This window comes from Paraburkholderia graminis C4D1M (genome assembly GCF_000172415.1).
GTDB lineage: Bacteria > Pseudomonadota > Gammaproteobacteria > Burkholderiales > Burkholderiaceae > Paraburkholderia > Paraburkholderia graminis.
The window spans coordinates 312,841-331,223 of sequence record NZ_ABLD01000002.1; the positions used below are offsets into that span (position 1 = coordinate 312,841).

The 18,383-nt window shown below is 62.8% G+C and carries 16 protein-coding genes; 11 read left to right on the forward strand and 5 right to left on the reverse strand.

The window, feature by feature from the left end:
- Positions 1-428: 428 nt before the first annotated feature.
- Positions 429-1,187: an SDR family oxidoreductase gene (locus tag BGRAMDRAFT_RS04480; RefSeq protein WP_006047474.1), complete on the reverse strand. Its 759-nt coding sequence runs from the start codon at positions 1,185-1,187 to the stop codon at positions 429-431.
- An 81-nt stretch (positions 1,188-1,268) separates the two neighbouring features.
- Positions 1,269-2,231 (reverse strand): GlxA family transcriptional regulator, encoded by a 963-nt coding sequence (locus BGRAMDRAFT_RS04485; protein ID WP_006047475.1) that lies wholly within the window; start codon positions 2,229-2,231, stop codon positions 1,269-1,271.
- A gap of 228 nt (positions 2,232-2,459) precedes the next feature.
- On the opposite strand from BGRAMDRAFT_RS04485, the gene BGRAMDRAFT_RS04490 reads away from it, so the two are divergent.
- The 4 genes from BGRAMDRAFT_RS04490 (at position 2,460) to BGRAMDRAFT_RS04505 (ending at position 7,089) form a co-directional block, all read left to right on the forward strand.
- Positions 2,460-3,398, forward strand: a complete 939-nt coding sequence (locus tag BGRAMDRAFT_RS04490) for a LysR family transcriptional regulator (protein ID WP_006047476.1) — start codon at positions 2,460-2,462, stop codon at positions 3,396-3,398.
- A 119-nt stretch (positions 3,399-3,517) separates the two neighbouring features.
- On the forward strand, positions 3,518-4,711 hold the full coding sequence (locus BGRAMDRAFT_RS04495; RefSeq protein ID WP_006047477.1) for a CaiB/BaiF CoA transferase family protein: 1,194 nt from the start codon (positions 3,518-3,520) through the stop codon (positions 4,709-4,711).
- Entirely contained in the window at positions 4,708-5,697 is a 990-nt protein-coding gene (locus BGRAMDRAFT_RS04500) for a hydroxymethylglutaryl-CoA lyase (RefSeq protein WP_006047478.1), read from the forward strand. The genes BGRAMDRAFT_RS04495 and BGRAMDRAFT_RS04500 overlap by 4 nt, the downstream gene beginning before the upstream one ends.
- Before the next feature lie 60 nt (positions 5,698-5,757).
- Positions 5,758-7,089 carry an MFS transporter gene (locus tag BGRAMDRAFT_RS04505; protein ID WP_006047479.1) on the forward strand — a complete coding sequence of 444 codons (1,332 nt, stop codon included), beginning with the start codon at positions 5,758-5,760 and terminating at the stop codon, positions 7,087-7,089.
- Positions 7,090-7,194: 105 nt separating this feature from the next.
- Here the strand turns inward: BGRAMDRAFT_RS04505 and BGRAMDRAFT_RS04510 are convergent, their stop codons facing one another.
- On the reverse strand, positions 7,195-7,434 hold the full coding sequence (locus tag BGRAMDRAFT_RS04510) for a hypothetical protein (protein ID WP_006047480.1): 240 nt from the start codon (positions 7,432-7,434) through the stop codon (positions 7,195-7,197).
- Between the two features lie 113 nt (positions 7,435-7,547).
- Between BGRAMDRAFT_RS04510 and BGRAMDRAFT_RS33195 the strand changes: the two genes are divergently transcribed.
- A complete protein-coding gene (locus BGRAMDRAFT_RS33195; protein ID WP_006047481.1) occupies positions 7,548-8,006 on the forward strand; it encodes a hypothetical protein in 459 nt (152 codons plus the stop codon).
- 329 nt (positions 8,007-8,335) lie between these two features.
- On the opposite strand, the gene BGRAMDRAFT_RS04520 is transcribed toward BGRAMDRAFT_RS33195, so the two are convergent.
- The gene (locus BGRAMDRAFT_RS04520; protein WP_006047482.1) at positions 8,336-9,064 is read right to left on the reverse strand and encodes a GntR family transcriptional regulator; all 729 of its coding nucleotides are present in this window, start codon (positions 9,062-9,064) and stop codon (positions 8,336-8,338) included.
- Between the two features lie 162 nt (positions 9,065-9,226).
- On the opposite strand from BGRAMDRAFT_RS04520, the gene BGRAMDRAFT_RS04525 reads away from it, so the two are divergent.
- The 4 genes from BGRAMDRAFT_RS04525 (at position 9,227) to BGRAMDRAFT_RS04540 (ending at position 15,774) form a co-directional block, all read left to right on the forward strand.
- Positions 9,227-10,447, forward strand: coding sequence for a pyridoxal-phosphate-dependent aminotransferase family protein (locus BGRAMDRAFT_RS04525; protein WP_006047483.1), 1,221 nt, complete (start codon positions 9,227-9,229; stop codon positions 10,445-10,447).
- Positions 10,448-10,619: 172 nt separating this feature from the next.
- Positions 10,620-11,906: an MFS transporter gene (locus BGRAMDRAFT_RS04530; protein ID WP_006047484.1), complete on the forward strand. Its 1,287-nt coding sequence runs from the start codon at positions 10,620-10,622 to the stop codon at positions 11,904-11,906.
- Between the two features lie 3 nt (positions 11,907-11,909).
- Positions 11,910-12,695 (forward strand): 2-keto-4-pentenoate hydratase, encoded by a 786-nt coding sequence (locus tag BGRAMDRAFT_RS04535; protein WP_006047485.1) that lies wholly within the window; start codon positions 11,910-11,912, stop codon positions 12,693-12,695.
- Positions 12,696-12,753: 58 nt separating this feature from the next.
- Positions 12,754-15,774 (forward strand): FAD-binding and (Fe-S)-binding domain-containing protein, encoded by a 3,021-nt coding sequence (locus BGRAMDRAFT_RS04540; protein WP_006047486.1) that lies wholly within the window; start codon positions 12,754-12,756, stop codon positions 15,772-15,774.
- 34 nt (positions 15,775-15,808) lie between these two features.
- Here the strand turns inward: BGRAMDRAFT_RS04540 and BGRAMDRAFT_RS04545 are convergent, their stop codons facing one another.
- The gene (locus BGRAMDRAFT_RS04545; RefSeq protein WP_006047487.1) at positions 15,809-16,729 is read right to left on the reverse strand and encodes a helix-turn-helix domain-containing protein; all 921 of its coding nucleotides are present in this window, start codon (positions 16,727-16,729) and stop codon (positions 15,809-15,811) included.
- A gap of 170 nt (positions 16,730-16,899) precedes the next feature.
- Here BGRAMDRAFT_RS04545 and BGRAMDRAFT_RS04550 point away from each other — a divergent pair, with 170 nt between their 5' ends.
- Positions 16,900-17,811, forward strand: coding sequence for a DMT family transporter (locus BGRAMDRAFT_RS04550; RefSeq protein ID WP_006047488.1), 912 nt, complete (start codon positions 16,900-16,902; stop codon positions 17,809-17,811).
- 221 nt (positions 17,812-18,032) lie between these two features.
- Positions 18,033-18,296 (forward strand): hypothetical protein, encoded by a 264-nt coding sequence (locus tag BGRAMDRAFT_RS04555; protein ID WP_006047489.1) that lies wholly within the window; start codon positions 18,033-18,035, stop codon positions 18,294-18,296.
- Positions 18,297-18,383: the final 87 nt, after the last annotated feature.

Genomic DNA, 18,383 nt, shown 5'->3' on the forward strand with positions numbered 1-18,383 from the left:
GTTTGCGAGTCGTTTTGTCACCGCACCGCACGTCAACGTCTTACCTGGGTATCCCGATCATTCGCGTGCTTCTAAAGGTGAGAGTTTTCGGGATTCGCCTCTTTCGGGGTCGTCGGCCCACGCCCAGCATGGCTTTGCGGGCGGTCCGCAAGCGCTTAAGGTGAGAGTTTTCGGGAGATGTGAAACTGCTCTCTCCCGCTCACCTTCGGCCGCTGCGTGCGAAGGGTGAGGATTTTCGGGAGCCCGCCGTTGTGGCGCAGGTGGCGATGCAAGCCGCAGCAGCAGCGCGGTAAAACCACTGCATATCAAGCGCAATTCGCGCGACGCGCCGCTGCAAAAAGCACACGAACCATCGCCGCCCGCGCCCAAAGGTGAGACTTTTCAGGAGCCGCGATAGTGACTGTGCACCCCAGCGCATCAACAGCGCATCACGCCCGCTTCCCAACCTCGCGAATATCAGCCACCGGCGTTTCACCAAATGCATCGCTGAACGCATAGTCGAGCAATTGAGCCGCAGCTTGCTCGGGCGTCGAAAGCTGACCGTTGCGCTTCAAGTCCTCGAACTTCTCACGCATTGGAAACTGTTCGACGCCGGTGTTGCGAATCTCCGCCTGCATGTTCGTATCGATGACGCCCGGCGCGAGACTGCAAATACGCAGCGCGCGAGTGGCGTCGAGTGCGACGGCGCGCGCGTGGTGATCCAGCGCGGCCTTCGTCGCGCAGTAGATGCTCCAGCCGGCGTAAGCGTTGCGCGCCGCGCCGCTCGAAATATGCATGATGCGGCGGTCGCTCACATCGGGGCTTGCCGCGGCGAGCGCGCTTGCGAGCATCAACGGCGTGGCGACGTTCAGGCTCACTGCGCTGGCAATGGCCGCTGCGTCGTGCGCGTCGATCGGACCGATCGGCTGCACCATGCCCGCGTTGTTGATCAGCAGCACAGTCTTCGCGCCGCTGACGAACGCGCGCAGTGCATCGGTCGCCGTCCATTGCGCAACACGCGACGTATCGGCGAGTTCGAGTTCAACTTCATCGAGCAGCGCGGGAAAGCGCTGTTTGAGCGACGCATGACGCGAGCGTGAGAGACCGAGCACCGCGACATCGCGCTCAAGCAGTTGCGCGGCGAGCGCCGCACCGAGGCCGCGCGTATGGCCGGTGACGATCGCGCGAATGGGAGAAGAGGGATTCATGTCGTTCCTTGAAGATAGCTCATGCAGGCCGTTATCTTCTCACGCATGTTTCGCACGCGCAGCGGCGCCGCTCGCGCGCTTTCAGGCCGCGCGAAAGCGCTCGCGGTATTGCATCGGCGTGACGCCGACTCTCTTCACGAAGACGATCCGCATGCGATCCGCGGTGCCGAAACCGCAATCGTAGGCAATCGCTTTCAGCGCGGCGCCGCTGCTTTCCAGCAGCTTGCGCGCGGCATCGACACGCGCGCGCTCGACGAATTCATGCGGCGTCACGCCGGTTTCCTGCACGAACACGCGCGCGAAATTGCGTGAGCTCATGCCGGCGACATCGGCGAGTTGCTTGACTGTAAAACTCTCGTGAATGCGCTCCATCACATGCGCCTGGACTTTTGCAACCGGCGATGTTTCGTCGACGGGCGCCGTGAGATACGGACTGAATTGCGACTGTCCGCCCTGGCGCTGTGCGAACACGACGAGCCGCTTTGCCACCGCGAGCGCGATATGCGCACCGTGATCTTCGGCGACGAGCGCAAGCGACAGATCGATACCCGCAGTCACGCCCGCGGAAGTGACCAGTTGCCCGTCGCGCAGATAAATGCGGTCGTAGTCGACGCGCGCTTTCGGAAACTGCGCGGCGAGCTGGGCCGCGTGCTGCCAATGCGTCGTGACGTTGCGCGCGTCGAGCAGACCGGCATGGCCGAGCGCGAAAGCGCCCGTGCAGATGGAGCCGTAACGGCCGCATTGCGGCGCGATGTTGGTCAACCAGTCGAGCAAGGACGCCTCGGGCGGGGCGCCTTCGGGCAGCGCGGGGCCGCCTGCGACTAACGCGAGATCGAACGGTTTGCGAGCGCGCGCGAAGACGGCGTCGGCGATCAGCGTCATGCCGTTGGACGCGCGCAGCGGTGCTTGTTGCGCGCTCAGCAGCGTGACTTCGTAGCGCGCGTCCGGCGCGATGAAGCGGTTCGCTTCGGAGAAGACGTCGACGGGACCGGCGACGTCGAGCGCCTGCACGCCAGCAAAGATCGCGATCGCGACGGTGGGCATCGAATGATTCCTTTCACGATAAGCAAACCGCGGCAGTCAACGCGGTGCGATTGGCGGCGTTCGACGGCCTCGCGCGATTGTCGGGGAAAACGCGGTGGCCCAGCATACCAAACGCGCTTTGACGCTGCATGGCGAGCGCAAACAGTCTCGCATACTCGTCGTGCAAGCAATATTGCACGCGCCGCATATGGGATGATTAGCCACTGACCGAACTTCCGGCGCCGCGCCATGGTGATTAAAAACCTTCTCCGCAAGCTCGACCTGACCACGCTTCAACTGTTCCTCGCCGTCTACGAGGAAGGCACGCTCACGCGTGCCGCGGAGCGCGAGGCCATTGCCGTTTCCGCTGCGAGCAAGCGGCTGCTCGAACTGGAACAGGCCGTGGGCGCGACGCTCTTTCAGCGCAACGCGCGCGGCATGACGCTCACGCCGGCCGGCGAAACGCTGCTGCATCATGCGCGGCGCGTGATGCGCGACATCGAAAACATCGGCATCGAACTGGCTGGGCATGCGAGCGGCGTACGCGGTTATGTGCGGATGATGGCGAACCTGTCTGCCATCGTCGAATTTTTGCCTGAAGATTTGCGCGCGTTCCAGTTGCTGCATGAGCGCGTGAAGCTCGACCTCGAAGAGCGGCCGAGCGGCGGCGTCGTCGAAGCGGTGGACGATAGCCTCGCCGATCTCGGCATCTGTTCCGCCGATGCCGACACGCGCGAGCTGCACGTCGAGCACTATCGCCGCGATTCGCTGGTGCTCGTGATGCGCGACGATCATCCGCTCGCCGCGCGCACGAGCGTGGCGTTTGCCGAAACGCTCGACGGCGATCACGTCGGCCTGCACGCCGCGAGTTCGATCAATGCGCGAACGCATATCGCCGCGCGCGTCGCCGGCAAGCCGTTGCGATTGCGCATCCACGTGCCGGGCTTCGACGCCGTTTGCCGGATGGTGCAGGCGGGCATGGGCGTCGGCGTGTTGCCGCGCAAAGTCTATGAACTCATGGGACGGCCGCTCGGGCTCGTCGGCGCGCCGCTCGAAGACGACTGGTCGGAGCGCAGCCTCGTGCTGGTCGTGCGCGATGTCGATGCGCTCTCGCCGGTGAGCCGTCTGCTGTTCGATCATCTGCGTTCGATAGAAGCCTCCGAAGCCACGCAAACGCCGGCGGCATGAATCTGCGCCGCGCTTGAGCGTTCGTCGTTCGCGAACGGTCGTTGGCGAATTGCGGTTGGACGCCGCCGCCGCACGCCTGCAAGCTGTCTCCCAACAGAAAACCACTTCGGAGACAGCACATGGGTGGACCCCTTCAAGGTATCCGCGTCGTTGAAATCGGAACGCTGATCGCCGCGCCGTTTGCCGCGCGCCTGATGGCCGAGTTCGGCGCGGACGTCGTCAAGATCGAAGCGCCGCAAACCGGCGACCCGCTGCGCAAATGGCGCAAGCTGCACGAAGGCACGTCGCTCTGGTGGTATCTGCAGTCGCGCAACAAGAAGTCGGTGTGCGTGAATCTGAAGTCGCCGGAGGGTGTCGAGATCGTGAAGCGGCTCGCGGCCGAGGCCGATGTCGTCATCGAAAACCTGCGTCCTGGTGCGCTCGAAAAGCTCGGCATCGGCTGGGACGTGCTGCACGCGATCAACCCCAAACTGACGATGGTGCGTATCTCCGGTTACGGCCAGTCGGGTCCATATCGTGACCGTCCGGGCTTCGGCGCCATCGGCGAAGCGATGGGCGGCATTCGCTACACGACGGGCGAGGTGGACGGCGCGCCGGCGCGCGTCGGCGTGAGTCTCGGCGATTCACTCGCGTCGCTGCATGGGGTGATCGGCGCGTTGATGTCGCTGCTGCGTGTGAAGACAGGGCAGGGCGACGGGCAAGTGGTCGACGTGTCGCTCGTCGAAAGCGTTTTCAATCTGATGGAAAGTCTCGTCCCCGAATACGATCTGCTCGGCCACGTTCGCGAGCGAAGCGGCGGGGCGCTGCCTGGCATCGCGCCGTCCAACACCTATCCCACTGAAGACGATGGCTATGTCGTGATCGCCGGCAACAGCGATCCGATTTTCCGGCGCCTCATGCAGGTGATCGGCCGCGCCGACCTCGCCGACGATCCCGCGCTCGCGCACAACGACGGCCGCGCCAAACACTGCGCGATGCTCGACGAGGCGATCGCCGCATGGACCTCGCATCATTCCACCGACGACGTGCTGGCCGCGCTCGAACGCGCTGAAGTGCCGGCGGGGCGCATCTATTCCGTCGCGGACATCGTCGCCGATCCGCACTACCAGGCGCGCGACATGTTGTTGCAGGCACAACTGCCGGGCGGCGCCTCGGTGAAGATGCCGGGCATCGTGCCGAAGCTGTCGGAGACGCCAGGCGAAGTGCGCTGGCAAGGTCCCGCGCTCGGTGAACATACGGGAAGCGTGCTGAGCGAACTCGGCTTCGCGAGTGAAGAGATCGAGCGGCTGCGCCGCGAAGGAGCCGTGCAATGACACATGCAACGACACATGCAACGAACGGTGCAGCGAACCGCGAATTGAACGCACGAGTCGCCGACAAGCTCATCGTGCAGGAAGTCGCGCCGCGCGACGGCTTGCAGATCGAACCGACGTGGGTCGACACCGCCGACAAAATTCAATTGATCAACGCGCTCTCGACGGCGGGCTTTACGCGCATCGAGGCCGGCTCGTTTGTCTCGCCGAAAGCCATTCCTGCGTTGCGCGACGGCGAGGCCGTGTTCCAGCAGATCGAGCGGCGCGCGGGCGTGATCTACGTCGCGCTCGTGCCGAATCTCAAGGGCGCCGAGCGCGCGCTCGCCGCGAAGGCGGACGAACTGAATCTCGTGATGTCCGCGAGTCAGACGCACAACCGCGCCAACATGCGCATGAGCTGCGAGTCGTCGCTGGCGGCGTTTGGCGACATCGTGCGTCACGTGAAGGGCGCGGGCGTGCTGTTGAATGCGTCCGTCGCGACGGCGTTCGGCTGTCCGTTCGAAGGCACGATCGACGAGGACCGCGTGGTCAGCATTGTCGATACGTACCGCGAGATGGGCATTGAGGGCATCACGCTCGCCGATACGACGGGCATGGCTAATCCGCGCCAGGTGACGCGGCTCGTCGAGCGAGTGCTGCAACGCGTGCCGTCGTCGGCGCTCACGCTGCATTTTCACAATACACGCGGACTTGGGCTCGCCAATGTACTGGCCGCCTACGAAGCCGGCGCGCGCCGCTTCGATGCCGCGTTGGGCGGTCTCGGCGGATGCCCGTTTGCGCCCGGTGCGTCGGGCAACATCTGCACCGAGGACCTCGTGAATCTGTGCGACGAAATGGGTATTCCCACGGGAATCGACCTCGAGAAACTGCTCGCGCTGTCGCGAGCGTTGCCGGCTTTGCTGGGCCACGACGTGCCCGGGCAAGTGGCGAAGGCGGGGCGCAATCGTGACCTGCATCCCGTGCCGGACTACGTGCTGCAAATCTGACTTTCCCTGATCCACTAAACGACCGGACGGCGCAGCCGAATCCGGCATTGGAGACGAATCATGAGTGACCTCGGCGCAATCGCAACCGGCGGCCGTGAACAGAGCGCGGACGGCGCGGCGGCCATCATCCGCAAAGTGGCATGGCGGCTGATGCCGCTCATCATGATCTGCTATCTGTTTGCGTTTTTCGACCGCATCAACATCAGCTTCGCGAAATTTCAGTTGCAAAGCGATCTCGGCTTGTCGGACACCGCATATGGTCTCGGCGCGAGTTTGTTCGTGATCGGCTATGTGTTGTTCGAGGTGCCGAGCAATCTGTTCCTCTACAAGGTCGGTGCGCGGCGCTGGATTGCGCGCATCATGATTTCGTGGGGACTCGCGACCGCGGCGATGGTGTTCGTCAACACCGAATGGCAGTTTTACGGCCTGCGCTTTCTGATCGGCGCGATGGAAGCCGGCTTCGCGCCGGGCGTGCTGTACTACCTCACGCTGTGGTTTCCGCCGAGCTATCGCGGACGCATTACGTCGATGCTGTTTCTCGCGTCGGCGTTTTCGGGGCTGGTCGGCGCGCCGCTGGCGGGGCTTGTCATCGGCCATATGAACGGCGTGCTTGGCATGCCGGGATGGCACTGGCTGTTCCTGCTCGGCGGCCTGCCGTGCGTGCTGCTTGGTTATCTCGTGCTGAAGCTGCTGAAAGATCGCATCGACGATGCGAACTGGCTGTCGCCCGCGGAGAAGTCATTCCTGGCTGAGCAGATTTCGCAGCAGAGCCGTCATCCTGAGACTGGGCATTCGTTCATCGGCGCGATAAAGACGCCGGGATTTCTCACGCTGGGGCTCGTCTATTTTCTGATTCAGGTGGCGTCGTATGGATTGAATTTCTGGGCGCCACATTTGATCCGCGTGGCAGGTACGCATAATCCGACGCTGATCGGTTTGCTGACAGCCGTGCCTTATGTGTGCGGCGCGATCTGCATGGTGGTTGTGGGGCGCTTGTCCGATGCAAGCGGCGAGCGTCGCAAGTTCGTGTTCGGTTTGCTGGTGATGTCGGCGATCGGATTCTTTGCGGCCGGTTTCTTCGACAAACAGACGGGCTTCCTGATCGTCGCGCTTGCGGTGATGGGCGGGGGCGTGGTGGCGTCGATCCCGGCATTCTGGGCATTGCCGCCGAAGCTGGTGACGGGGGCGGGCGCGGCGGGCGGCATCGCGTTGATCAACACGCTCGGACAGCTTGGCGGGATCGTGAGTCCGATCATGGTGGGACGCGTCAGGGATCTGACTGGGAGTACGACGCCGGCTTTGTATGTGATTGGGACGATGAGCGTGATTTGTGCGTTGATTGTGTTGCGGGGGTTGCCGGAGTCGCTTCGGGCCAGGGATGGGGTGCGGTAGGGCGCTTGAGGTGTAGTGCGTTTCTATGTGGGGAGACGCGCACTTTGGTGCGCGTTTGCGCAGGTGGGGCGCGGTGCCCCGCGCCCTGCTTTGTCCTGCGGTGCCTCAATCAGTGATGCCACTCACGCGCAGTCCTTCGGGGACAAGAATCGGATGCTTCTTGTAGATGGGGATGAGGGCTTCTTCGAACACCTTGTACATGATCTCGCCCATAGCCCGTTTGAACGCCTGAATCTCGATAGCAGAACAGTTGTCCTGAACGAAGACGATTGCTTCGTCCAGCGCGCCGTTCACTTGCAATAGTCGGTCGCTTACTTGCCGCGCGATCGCTTGATCTTGAATCATAGAGGTCCTGCTCCTTCATGCTTGCGCAGTTGATAAAAAATCGAGAACGATACGCTCGAGTTGGCACAATGAGCCCGTAGAACTTCTCGAATCAATCACCGCACCATTTGCCCATGACCTACCGCGCCATTACAGTAACCCTTGACGACATAGGAGGCGTTGTTTTTGAGAAAGACAGGAGTGGCGGCACGGTCGCCACAATGTTTAACGTAACGATCGCTGGACGACGTCAGTACTCCGTGAAGATGGACGGCAAGCCGAGGCTTGAAAGCGGCACGGTAGTCACCGCGGTACTGCGCGACCCGGATAACTGGCAGACACTGGTCGGCTGGCTGGATCACTCGACTGGGCAGATCTGCGGCGTCAATTCGCCCGTAAAGTCTTTGGGTTCGTTTGTCGTTATTGCCGTTATCTCAGCCGCTTTTTCAATTAAGTGGTTAGGCGAAGTTCTCAGTGGAGGCGTCAATACGGTCGGAACCGTCGTTTGCCTTCTCGCGGGTTTGGCGATGAATGCATGGGCGCTCTCCCGTTGGCGGAAGTCAGCGACGGTGTACAAACTGCTGAGGCCATGAAGTGGCATCGCTGCCACTGCGTTGCGCCTGGGGTTTTGCCACCTTCCGGCGCGGAATGGCAGATGTCATCCGTAGGCTATTCGAGACAGCGATTGGGAGAATGGCCGTTTCCCTGCACCGCAGCGGGCGTGCGGGGAAACGTAGGGGAACAAATGTTCGAACGACAGCGAGGAATACATTTTTCCGCGCAGGCCGCGATGAAAGCGTACCAAGGGCAGAGTACTCAAACCCACCCCTCCCTGCCCATACATCACCCGCCTGCAAATTCAGCCATCGCATCAACCACTTGCGCCGACTATAAGAACGTTATCCACAGCCCTATGAACAATTTAGGTGGATAACCCCGCTCCCCCCGCCGCCTCTTCCCGCGACTGAACCTGCAACACCGCATCGCGCTTATCAAGCAGATGCTGCCGAAGAATCGCGCTGAGCTTCTTGCCGTCGCGCGCCTCGAGCGCCTTCAGCATTTCATCGTGATCATGAATCGCGCGATCCCACTTCGGAATCTGAAAATTCGAGCGAAAGCGCAGCGCCTGCAAACGCCGGTTCACCGACACATACGTCTGGCGCAGCGCCGAATTGCGCGCGGCCTCGTTGATCTTGTCGTGAATCGCCTGATTGCGGCTGTAGTACCCGGCGAGATCGTTCTGCGCGCGACAAGCGAGCATTGCGTAATGCAATGCCTTGATTTCGGCGAGCTCGGCCGCCGTCATTCGCTCGGCCGCGAGTTCGCCCGAGAAAGCCTCGAGACCGCTCATCAGTTCGAAGGTCTCGCGCAGTTCGGCTTCCGACATCTTCGACACCGACGCGCCGCGATTCGGCGAAATCTCGATTAGCCCTTCAGCGGCCAACACCTTGAGCGCTTCGCGCAACGGCGTGCGTGAAATGCCGAGCGTTTCGCACAACTCGCGCTCGTTCAACTTCTTGCCCGGCTCCAATACGCCTTCGACGATAAACCGGCGAATGTGCTCGACCACCGTGTCGTGCAAACGCTGACGCTCTACTTTCGGCAACACTGCCGAACCCGCCGAACCTGCTTCAATTTCAGAATTTTGCATACAAACGTCCTCAGATGCCTCTCTGCCGCAATTTTATCGGATCACCGCCGACAACGATACAGCGCGGGTAAACACCTGTGCCCGCACGCAATTTTCGCCTTTCGCTCGCGCGACTTCGTCTGATATAGTTTTTTGCATGCAAAATTCAATCGGAGGAGCGTAATGCTGAAGTTAGATTTCCATCCCGCTGGCCGTCACTTCCTGCAGATCCCTGGGCCGAGTCCGGTGCCGGATCGCATCCTCCGGGCGATGAGTTATCCCACCATCGACCATCGCGGGCCGGAATTCGGCGAACTGGGTTTGAAGGTGCTCGACGGAATCAAGAAGATCTTCAAGACGCAGCATCCGGTCGTGATTTATCCGGCGTCCGGCACCGGCGCATGGGAAGCGGCGCTCTCGAACACATTGAGTCCCGGCGATCACGTGCTGATGTACGAGACCGGCCATTTCGCGACGCTCTGGAAAAAGATGGCGGAGAGTCTCGGCCTGAAGCCCGAGTTTCTTGGCCTTCCGGGTATCGAAGGATGGCGGCGCGGCGTTCAACCGAACCTGATCGAAGAGCGCCTGCGCGCCGACACGCAGCATTCGATCAAGGCAGTGTGCGTCGTGCACAACGAAACGTCGACAGGTGTCACGTCCGACATTGCCGCCGTGCGCCGCGCAATCGACGCTGCGGGCCATCCCGCGCTGTTGCTCGTCGACACGATTTCGGGTCTCGCCTGCGCCGATTATCGCCACGATGAGTGGGGCGTCGACGTGACGGTGTCAGGCTCGCAGAAGGGCTTGATGCTGCCGCCGGGCATCAGCTTCAACGCAATTTCGCCGAAGGCTCTGGCCGCCAGCAAGCAGGCAAAACTGCCGCGCAGCTTTTGGGACTGGAGCGACATCGTCGAGATGAACAAGACCGGCTACTGGCCATACACGCCGAACACGAATTTGCTCTACGGCCTTCACGAGGCAATCGACATGATTCTCGGCGAAGGGCTCGACAACGTCTTTGCGCGTCATGAGCGTCTTGCCGAGGCGACGCGTCGCGCGGTGCGTGCGTGGGGGCTCGACATTCAGTGCGCCGATCCGGCCGTGTATAGCCCGGTGTTGACCGGCGTGATGATGCCCGAGGGTATCGACGCCGACGCGGTGCGCAAGCTCATCTACGAACGGTTCGACATGTCGCTCGGCACGGGCCTCGGCAAGATGAAAGGCCGCATGTTCCGCATCGGCCATCTGGGCGATTGCAACGATCTGATGTTGCTCGCCACGTTGGCCGGCTGCGAAATGGGCATGCGGCTCGCCGGCGTGCCGCTCGACGAAAGCGGCTTGCCGGCCGCGATGGACTGGTTGAGCGAGCCGACGCAAGCCTCGGGTTTGAGGGCGGCAGCGTAAGCGAGGCCGCATCAATAACAACAAGCAGGCATCAACGAAGTCAGTTCCGTCATGAAGCCGCGCACAGAACGCGGCCCCGAACAATGCGATGGCGAGGCGGCGCGTGCCGTCTCGCGACGACGAAGCGCGCCATCTCAGGAACGCCGTCGATACATGCAAATGGAGAGAGACGATGAAGCGGTTTCGTGTGACCAGTGCGACCAGTATCGTTCTATTGATGCTCTGCATCATGTACTTCATCACTTACCTGGACCGCGTCAACGTCAGTACGGCGGCGGCGGGCTTCGGCAAGGAATTCCATCTTTCGCATACGGAAGTCGGCCTCGTGTTCTCGGCTTTCGCGTATCCGTATCTGCTTTTCCAGATCATCGGCGGATGGGTCAGCGACCGTTTCGGCGCTCGACGCACGCTGCTTGCGTGCGGCGCGGTGTGGGGCATCGCGACCTTGCTGACCGGTTTTGCCGGTGGCCTCATCTCGCTGCTGGCGGCGCGCGTGCTGCTCGGTTTCGGTGAAGGCGCGACCTTTCCGGCGGCGACATCCGCGATGGCGCGCTGGGTCGCGAAAGAAAAACGCGGTTTCGCGCAGGGCATCACGCATGCGGCGTCGCGCGTCGGCAATGCGGTCGCGCCCGGCATCGTCGTACTCGTGATGGCGAACTGGGGATGGCGCGAATCGTTCTACATCTGCGGTGCGTTCAGTCTGTTGTGGGTCGTCGTGTGGGCTTCGACGTTCACCGAGCATCCGAAAGACCATCCGCGTATCACGAAGGAAGAACTCGAAGTGCTGCCCGCGCCGAAAGCAAAGTCGGCGGGCGTGCCCTGGAGCAAGCTGTTTCGCCGCATGGCGCCGGTCACGATCGTCTACTTCTGCTACGGCTGGACACTGTGGCTGTTCCTGAGCTGGATTCCGCAGTACTTCCTGCACAGCTATCACCTGGAATTGAAGAAGTCGGCGATCTTCGCTTCGGCCGTGTTTCTCGCGGGTGTGGTCGGCGACACGCTCGGCGGCATCGTGACCGACTTCATCTATACGCGCACGGGGAGCCTGAAGCGCGCGCGTAGCTGGATGGTGTCGGTGTGCATGTTCTTCTGCCTGCTGTCGCTGATTCCGCTGATGTTCACGCACCACCTGTATCTGTCGATGGCGTGTCTCGCGTCGGGCTTCTTCTTCGCCGAAATGACGATTGGACCGATGTGGGCGATTCCGATGGACATTGCGCCGGACGCCTCGGGCACCGCGAGCGGCATGATGAACACGGGCTCGGCGCTCGCGGCGATCATCTCGCCGGTGGTAGGCGGCTTCCTGATCGACTATTTCGGCAGTTGGGAATTGCCGTTCGTCGGCAGCATGCTGTTGATGGCGCTCGGTGTCGTGCTCGCGTTTCGCATGCAGCCGGAAAGCAAGTTCGCAGGCAATGCCGCGGACAAGGGGCAGGTTTCCACCAGCATGGGCGTGTGAGCGATGCTCAAATCCCCTCACGCCGACGCAATGAAGCCGGGCGCCTCGCCCCTTAGCCGCCTGCTTGCCGATGCCCGCCGCGATCATGCGACGCTCGGCAAGCCGCAGCCCAACCTCACGCCCGCCGACGCCGACGCGGCCTATGCGATCCAGCACGAGATTCTGGCGATCGGCGGCGCGCGCATCGGCGGCTGGAAGATCGGCGCCAAGTCGCCAACGGGCCCGATCCAGGGTGCGCCGCTGCCGCGCATCGACTTGCATTCCGACGGCTCCACGTTGCCGCGCGCGGCCTTTGCACCGTTGGGGCTGGAACTCGAAATCGCCTTTCGCTTCGGCCGCCGCTTCGAGCCTTCGGCCACGCCTTATAGCGAGGCCGACGTGCACGCGGCAATCGGTTCGTTCGGCGCGACGATTGAAATTGTCGCGAGCCGTTTCGCCGCGTGGCCCGACATCGACAAGCTCGCGCAACTCGCGGACTTGCAGAACCACGGCGCGCTGATCGTCGGCGAATTCATGCCGTATCACGACGATTTTCCGTTTGCCTCGCCTGCGCTGCGCTTCGATTTCAACGGACGCGATGTCGTCGAACTGACGCCCGCCAACCCGGCCGGCGATCCGCGCCGCTTGCTCACGTGGCTCGTCAATCACGCGACATCGCGCGGCATTGCGGTGACGCCGGACATGGTCGTCACCACGGGTTCATACACCGGCATGTTCTTCCCGCGAAGCGCGGGCCTCGCGCACGGACGCATTGAAGGACTGCCGTCCGTGAGCGTCACGTTGTACTGAACCTTCGCGCGATGCACGCAACGCACGCAATGCACGCAACGCAATAACCATCGACGTTATGACGAATCCCACTTCCGCTTTGCTGGTCAAGCCGATTCATCTTGTGCCGTCCGCCGCGCGTCTGACGAGTCCGCTCGCGCAGCATCTGCGCAAAGCGTTGCGCGGCGACGTGCTGTTCGATGCGGCGAGCCGCGGCCGTTATGCGACCGATGCGTCCATCTACCAGATCATGCCGGTCGGTGTCGTGGTGCCGCGAGATCAGGACGATTTGCGCATCGCGCTGGACATCGCGCGCAGTGAAAAAGTGCCGCTGCTCGCGCGCGGCGCCGGCACCAGCCAATGCGGACAGACTGTCGGCGAAGCGCTCGTGATCGACACGAGCAAGTGGCTCAATAACATCGTCGATTTTGATGCGGACGCACGCACGGTTACCGTCGAGCCAGGCGTCGTGCTCGATCATCTGAACGCGTGGCTCAAGCCGCATGGCTTGTGGTTTCCCGTGGATGTGTCGACGGCAGCGCAATGCACGATCGGCGGCATGGCGGGCAACAATTCGTGCGGCTCGCGTTCGATCGAATACGGCAACATGGTGCACAACGTCGAGGCCATCGACGCGATTCTCGCCGACGGCAGCGAAGCGCGTTTCGCATCGTTGCGACAAGTGCCGCAAGGCGCGCGCCTGCAGCAGATACTCGAAGGCGTGAAGCGGATCGCGGAGCGCGAGCGCGACGAAATCGCGGCGCGCGTGCCGAAAGTGTTGCGCCGCGTGGCCGGCTACAACATCGACCTGTTCGATTGTCAGAACCCGCGCGCTTATACCGACGACGGCGTCGCCAACCTCGCGCATCTGCTGGTCGGTTCCGAGGGCACGCTCGCGTTCAGCCGTCAGTTGACGTTGAAGCTCGCGCCGCTGCCCGCGCACAAAACGCTCGGCGTCGTCAACTTTCCGACCTTCTGGCAGGCGATGGATTTCACGCAGCACATCGTCAAGCTGAAGCCGGTCGCGGTTGAACTGGTCGATCGCACGATGATCGATCTCGCGATGAGCAACCCCGCGTTTCGTCCGGTGGTCGCGAAGGCGCTGGTCGGCGAACCGCAAGCGGTGTTGCTGGTCGAGTTCGCCGGCGAATCGCGCGACGCACAACTCGAGTCACTCAGGCAGCTCACCGAATTGATGGCCGATCTCGGCTTGCCTGGCTCTGTCGTCGAAATGCCGGACATGAATGCGCAAAAGGCGCTGTGGGAAGTACGCAAGGCCGGGCTCAACATCATGATGAGCATGAAGGGCGACGGCAAACCCGTGTCCTTTATCGAAGACTGCGCCGTGCCGCTCGAACATCTCGCCGAATACACGAGCAAGCTGACGGAAGTTTTTCATCGGCATGGCACGGAAGGCACGTGGTACGCGCACGCCAGCGTCGGCACGCTGCATGTGCGGCCGATTCTCGACATGCGCCGCGACGGCGCCGTCAAAATGCGCGCGATCGCCGAGGAAGCCGCGGCGCTGGTGCACGAATACAAGGGCGCCTATTCGGGCGAACACGGCGATGGCCTGTGCCGCGGTGAATGGGTCGCGTGGCAATACGGCCCGAAACTGAACCAGGCGTTCAGCGAGATCAAAACGCTGTTTGATCCGGATAACCGCTTCAATCCCGACAAGATGGTGCGTCCGCCGAAAATGGACGACGCGCGCTACTTCCGCTTCGCTCCAGGCTATCGCGAACGGCGCATCGACACCGCGCTCGACTGGTCCGCGTGGAATGTGGAACGCGATCCGCTGACGGGCCGCGAGAGCGCGCCGGGCAGCGGCAACGATCTGTCGGGCGGTCTCGCGAAGGCCGTCGAAATGTGCAACAACAACGGCCACTGCCGCAAGTTCGACGCGGGCACCATGTGCCCGAGTTATCGCGTGACGAAAGACGAGCAGCATGTGACGCGCGGACGCGCGAACACGTTGCGCCTCGCGATCTCGGGACAACTCGGCGAAGCCGGCCTTGCAAGCGACGACGTCAAGGACACGCTCGATCTCTGCGTATCGTGCAAGGGCTGCAAGCGCGATTGCCCGACCGGCGTCGATATGGCGAAGTTCAAGATCGAGGCGCGCGCGGCGCGCGTGAAGCGGCACGGACTGACGCTGCGCGACAAGCTGGTTGCCTTCATGCCGCGTTACGCGGCAACGGCGAGCCGCGTGCCGGGCCTCATCGCATTTGCCGACAACGTGCCGCTGCTGTCGACGTGGTTCAAGCGTTCGGTCGGCTTTGCAAGCGAACGGAGCTTGCCGCGTTTCGCAAAACCGTTTCTGTCGAGCGCGAAGCCGACTGTGAACGCGCGCGGCGCGGCGTTGAAGGAAGTGCTGCTGTTCGTCGATACGTTCAATAACAACATGGAGCCCGACAACGCGCGGGCCGCGCAGAAGGTGTTGGAAGCCGCGGGCTACACGGTGCATTTCAACACGCGGCAAGGCGAGCGGCCGGTCTGCTGCGGGCGCACGTTCCTGGCCGCAGGGCTTGTCGATGAAGCGAAGCACGAAGCGCGGCGCATGCTCGATCTGTTCAAGCCCTACGTGGAGCGCGGCGTGCCGATTGTCGGACTCGAGCCCTCGTGCCTGCTGTCGTTGCGCGACGAATTCCTGCACTACGGTTTCGGCGACGAAGCGAAGCGGCTCGCCAAACAGGCGTTTCTCTTCGAAGAATTCCTCGTGCACGAGCAACAGGCCGGGCGCTTGCAGCTTGCGCTGAAGCCTTTGGCGACGCAGCAGGCGCTCGTGCATGGCCATTGCCATCAGAAGGCGTTCGACGCCTTCACGCCCGTCCAAACGGTGTTGAAATGGATTCCTGAACTGACGGTATCGACGGTGGAATCGTCGTGCTGCGGAATGGCCGGCAGCTTCGGCTACGAAGCGGAGCACTACGCGACTTCGCAGGCGATGGCCGAGTTGTCGCTACTGCCGGCAGTGCGCAAAATGGACGCCGGCACGATCATGGTCGCCGACGGCACGAGCTGCCGTCATCAGATTCATGACGGCGCGGGCGTCGAGGCGATCCACGTCGCGCGCGTGCTGGCGATGGCGCTGCAATGACATGACGCGCGCGCTGCGCTGGAGCCCGCTGCTATCAGACCGCCGACATAGCCTGCCGGTACGCGCCCGGCGACACACCGACGCCTTCGCGGAAACGATGGCTCAGGTGGCTGGCGTTCGCATAGCCGCATAGTCCGGCGACTTGCGCGAGCGGCAGCGCGGTGGTGCGCAGCAGCGTCCGGGCGCGCTCGAGCCGCTGCTGCGCGATCCATGCAGCGGGCGGCAATCCGAACGACGTGCGGAACATCCGCGCGAGGTGAAACTCCGACAATGCGGCGACACTCGCGAGTTCGCCGAGCGTGAGCGGCTCGGCGAGATGGCTTTCGATGTAATCGCGCAGACGCCGCCGCGTCCCGACCGACAAGCCGCCCTTCAGCGCGACGCCGCTGCGCCGCACGCCTTGCGCCTGCAGCAGCAGACTCAGCACTTCATGCGCGGTTTCGTTGGTGCGCAGCAAGCCGTCGGCATCGTCCCAATGCTCGTTGGCGAGCGACTGACATAACCCGGCAATGCGCGCATCCTCGAAATACGTGCGATCGGCAAGCGTCAGCTCGCGCGGTTCGCGGTCGAGTTCCTGCACGGCGCGCTGCGTGAAGTGCTCGGGCAGAAAATACAGGTGCATGAAGTGCATATGGCCGCGCACCCACCAGCGCGATTCGTGATCGCCGGGCAATGCGCACAGCCGGGACGGCGCACCATAACGCCCCGGCATTTTCTGCCGCTCCGTGCGATAGCCGCCGTCCAGATAGCACGACAGCGTGTGATGGCCTGGGCGCTCGTAGACGGTTTCCGCGACTTCGGTGTCGCGCGTCCAGACGGCAATCGCGAGACCGTCGCCGAGCCACGCGAAGCGGTCCAGATTCGCATTCGAGGTGCCCAGCGTGTGACATACCGACTGAATGCCGAACGGCGTTTCAGTCGCGTCGATCACAGGGACGGGCGGGCTCGTGTTCACGGAATGGGCGGGTGTCTTTCTTGCGAGGAATAGTGCAAGTATACGACCCGCCGCGCATGACGACACACGCCCCGGCGACGCGCGCCAAAAAATGCGCAATCCTGGACAAGTGCCGCGAGCCGCGCCGACGCATAGTCGAACTCCCGTATCCGCCGCTTGCAGGCTTGACCATGAATCTCTTTCTTTATGCCATTACCGTCCTGATCTGGGGCACCACGTGGATCGCGATCAAATGGCAACTGGGCTCGGTGCCGCCGCCGGTGTCGATCGCGTGGCGCTTCTGGATCGCGGCGTTGGTGCTGTTCGCGCTGTTGCGCATCATGCGCCGGCCGATGTGGCCGCCGCGCGCCGCATGGCGCTTTCTGTTCGCGCAGGGGCTCGCGCTCTTCTGCGTCAACTTTCTGTGCTTTTACTACGCCGAACAGGTGGTGCCGAGCGGGCTCGTCGCCGTCGTATTCTCGACGGCGCCGCTTCTCAATTCGATCAACGGACGGCTTTTCATGGGGCGCCCGTTGCAGCCTTCGGCGATTGCGGGCGCGATGCTCGGCCTCGTCGGCATCGTGTGTCTGTTCGTCCAGCAGATGAGCGGGCATCTCGGCGATCACGCGGCGTGGCTCGGGCTTGGCATCGCGTTTCTCGGCACCTTGTGTTTTTCGGCGGGCAATCTGCTGTCGAGCCGCATGCAATCGATGGGCTTGCATCCGTTCGCCACGAATAGCTGGGCCATGCTGATCGGCGCGAGCGTGCTGACAGTGGGCAGCGTCGTGGCCGGTTTCCCGTTCGCGATCGAGCCCTCCGCGCGTTACGTCGGCGCGCTCGCCTATCTCGCGATCTTCGGCTCGGTGATTGGCTTTACCGCCTATCTGATGCTGGTGGGGCGCATCGGCCCGGAGCGCGCGGCCTATTCGACGGTGCTTTTTCCGATCGTGGCGCTCGCGGTGTCGACGGTATTCGATGGCTACCAGTGGTCCGCGTTGGCCGTGGTCGGATTGCTGCTCGTGGTGGCCGGCAACCTCGTCGCCTTCGACATGACGCGGCGCATCTTCGGGCGACGCGGCCATTGCACGAACATGAAGGCGTAAAGACATAACGACATAAAGACGACGACGCACGGACGCCGCGTTCATCAAGGCCATCGGTGAGCTCTTTCGGGAGCGCTGCGAACCTCAGCGCGCAGGCCCGTGCGGCGAATCGCTGCGGGCTCGTCGCGCGGATCACGAATAGACGGCAACGCGCGATCGGTATATAACAAACGTGAAAGGATCGCTCGTTTACCGAAGCTTCAACGGGGAGATGCATCATCATGACGCAAGACGTAACGCCCACGCCCAAGCCGCCCACCGGCGACCGGCCCGATCTCGACAACCTCGACGCGGCGCTCAGTCACGTGAATCAGCAGGTGTCATCCGGCAGCATTGCGTCGGGTGCCGCGAAGGGCATTCTGTACAGCCTGATCGAAACGCTAGGCACGTTCGTCGGCGATCCCGACTTGCCCGAGCATGCGCGTTCCGGTTACGAAGGCTTGCTCGAAGCCGCCCGCGAACTGCGCGCGAAGCTGGAGCACTGAGCGGACTCTCGCGGCTCGCCGCTTGACCCTTGACGATTGCGGCCGGTTATCGCGATAGAGCCTGTTTGCGGGCCGAATCCGCTTCTG

Excerpts from the sequence above, each read along its gene's own strand:
- BGRAMDRAFT_RS04500 (WP_006047478.1), top strand. The coding sequence starts at position 4,708 with ATGACACATGCAACGACACATGCAACGAACGGTGCAGCGAACCGCGAA.
- BGRAMDRAFT_RS04490 (WP_006047476.1), top strand. The coding sequence starts at position 2,460 with ATGGTGATTAAAAACCTTCTCCGCAAGCTCGACCTGACCACGCTTCAA.
- BGRAMDRAFT_RS04495 (WP_006047477.1), top strand. The coding sequence starts at position 3,518 with ATGGGTGGACCCCTTCAAGGTATCCGCGTCGTTGAAATCGGAACGCTG.
- BGRAMDRAFT_RS04485 (WP_006047475.1), bottom strand. The coding sequence starts at position 2,231 with ATGCCCACCGTCGCGATCGCGATCTTTGCTGGCGTGCAGGCGCTCGAC.
- BGRAMDRAFT_RS04480 (WP_006047474.1), bottom strand. The coding sequence starts at position 1,187 with ATGAATCCCTCTTCTCCCATTCGCGCGATCGTCACCGGCCATACGCGC.
- BGRAMDRAFT_RS04510 (WP_006047480.1), bottom strand. The coding sequence starts at position 7,434 with ATGATTCAAGATCAAGCGATCGCGCGGCAAGTAAGCGACCGACTATTG.
- BGRAMDRAFT_RS04550 (WP_006047488.1), top strand. The coding sequence starts at position 16,900 with ATGAATCTCTTTCTTTATGCCATTACCGTCCTGATCTGGGGCACCACG.
- BGRAMDRAFT_RS04530 (WP_006047484.1), top strand. The coding sequence starts at position 10,620 with ATGAAGCGGTTTCGTGTGACCAGTGCGACCAGTATCGTTCTATTGATG.
- BGRAMDRAFT_RS04555 (WP_006047489.1), top strand. The coding sequence starts at position 18,033 with ATGACGCAAGACGTAACGCCCACGCCCAAGCCGCCCACCGGCGACCGG.
- BGRAMDRAFT_RS04525 (WP_006047483.1), top strand. The coding sequence starts at position 9,227 with ATGCTGAAGTTAGATTTCCATCCCGCTGGCCGTCACTTCCTGCAGATC.
- BGRAMDRAFT_RS04535 (WP_006047485.1), top strand. The coding sequence starts at position 11,910 with ATGCTCAAATCCCCTCACGCCGACGCAATGAAGCCGGGCGCCTCGCCC.
- BGRAMDRAFT_RS04540 (WP_006047486.1), top strand. The coding sequence starts at position 12,754 with ATGACGAATCCCACTTCCGCTTTGCTGGTCAAGCCGATTCATCTTGTG.
- BGRAMDRAFT_RS33195 (WP_006047481.1), top strand. The coding sequence starts at position 7,548 with ATGACCTACCGCGCCATTACAGTAACCCTTGACGACATAGGAGGCGTT.
- BGRAMDRAFT_RS04520 (WP_006047482.1), bottom strand. The coding sequence starts at position 9,064 with ATGCAAAATTCTGAAATTGAAGCAGGTTCGGCGGGTTCGGCAGTGTTG.
- BGRAMDRAFT_RS04505 (WP_006047479.1), top strand. The coding sequence starts at position 5,758 with ATGAGTGACCTCGGCGCAATCGCAACCGGCGGCCGTGAACAGAGCGCG.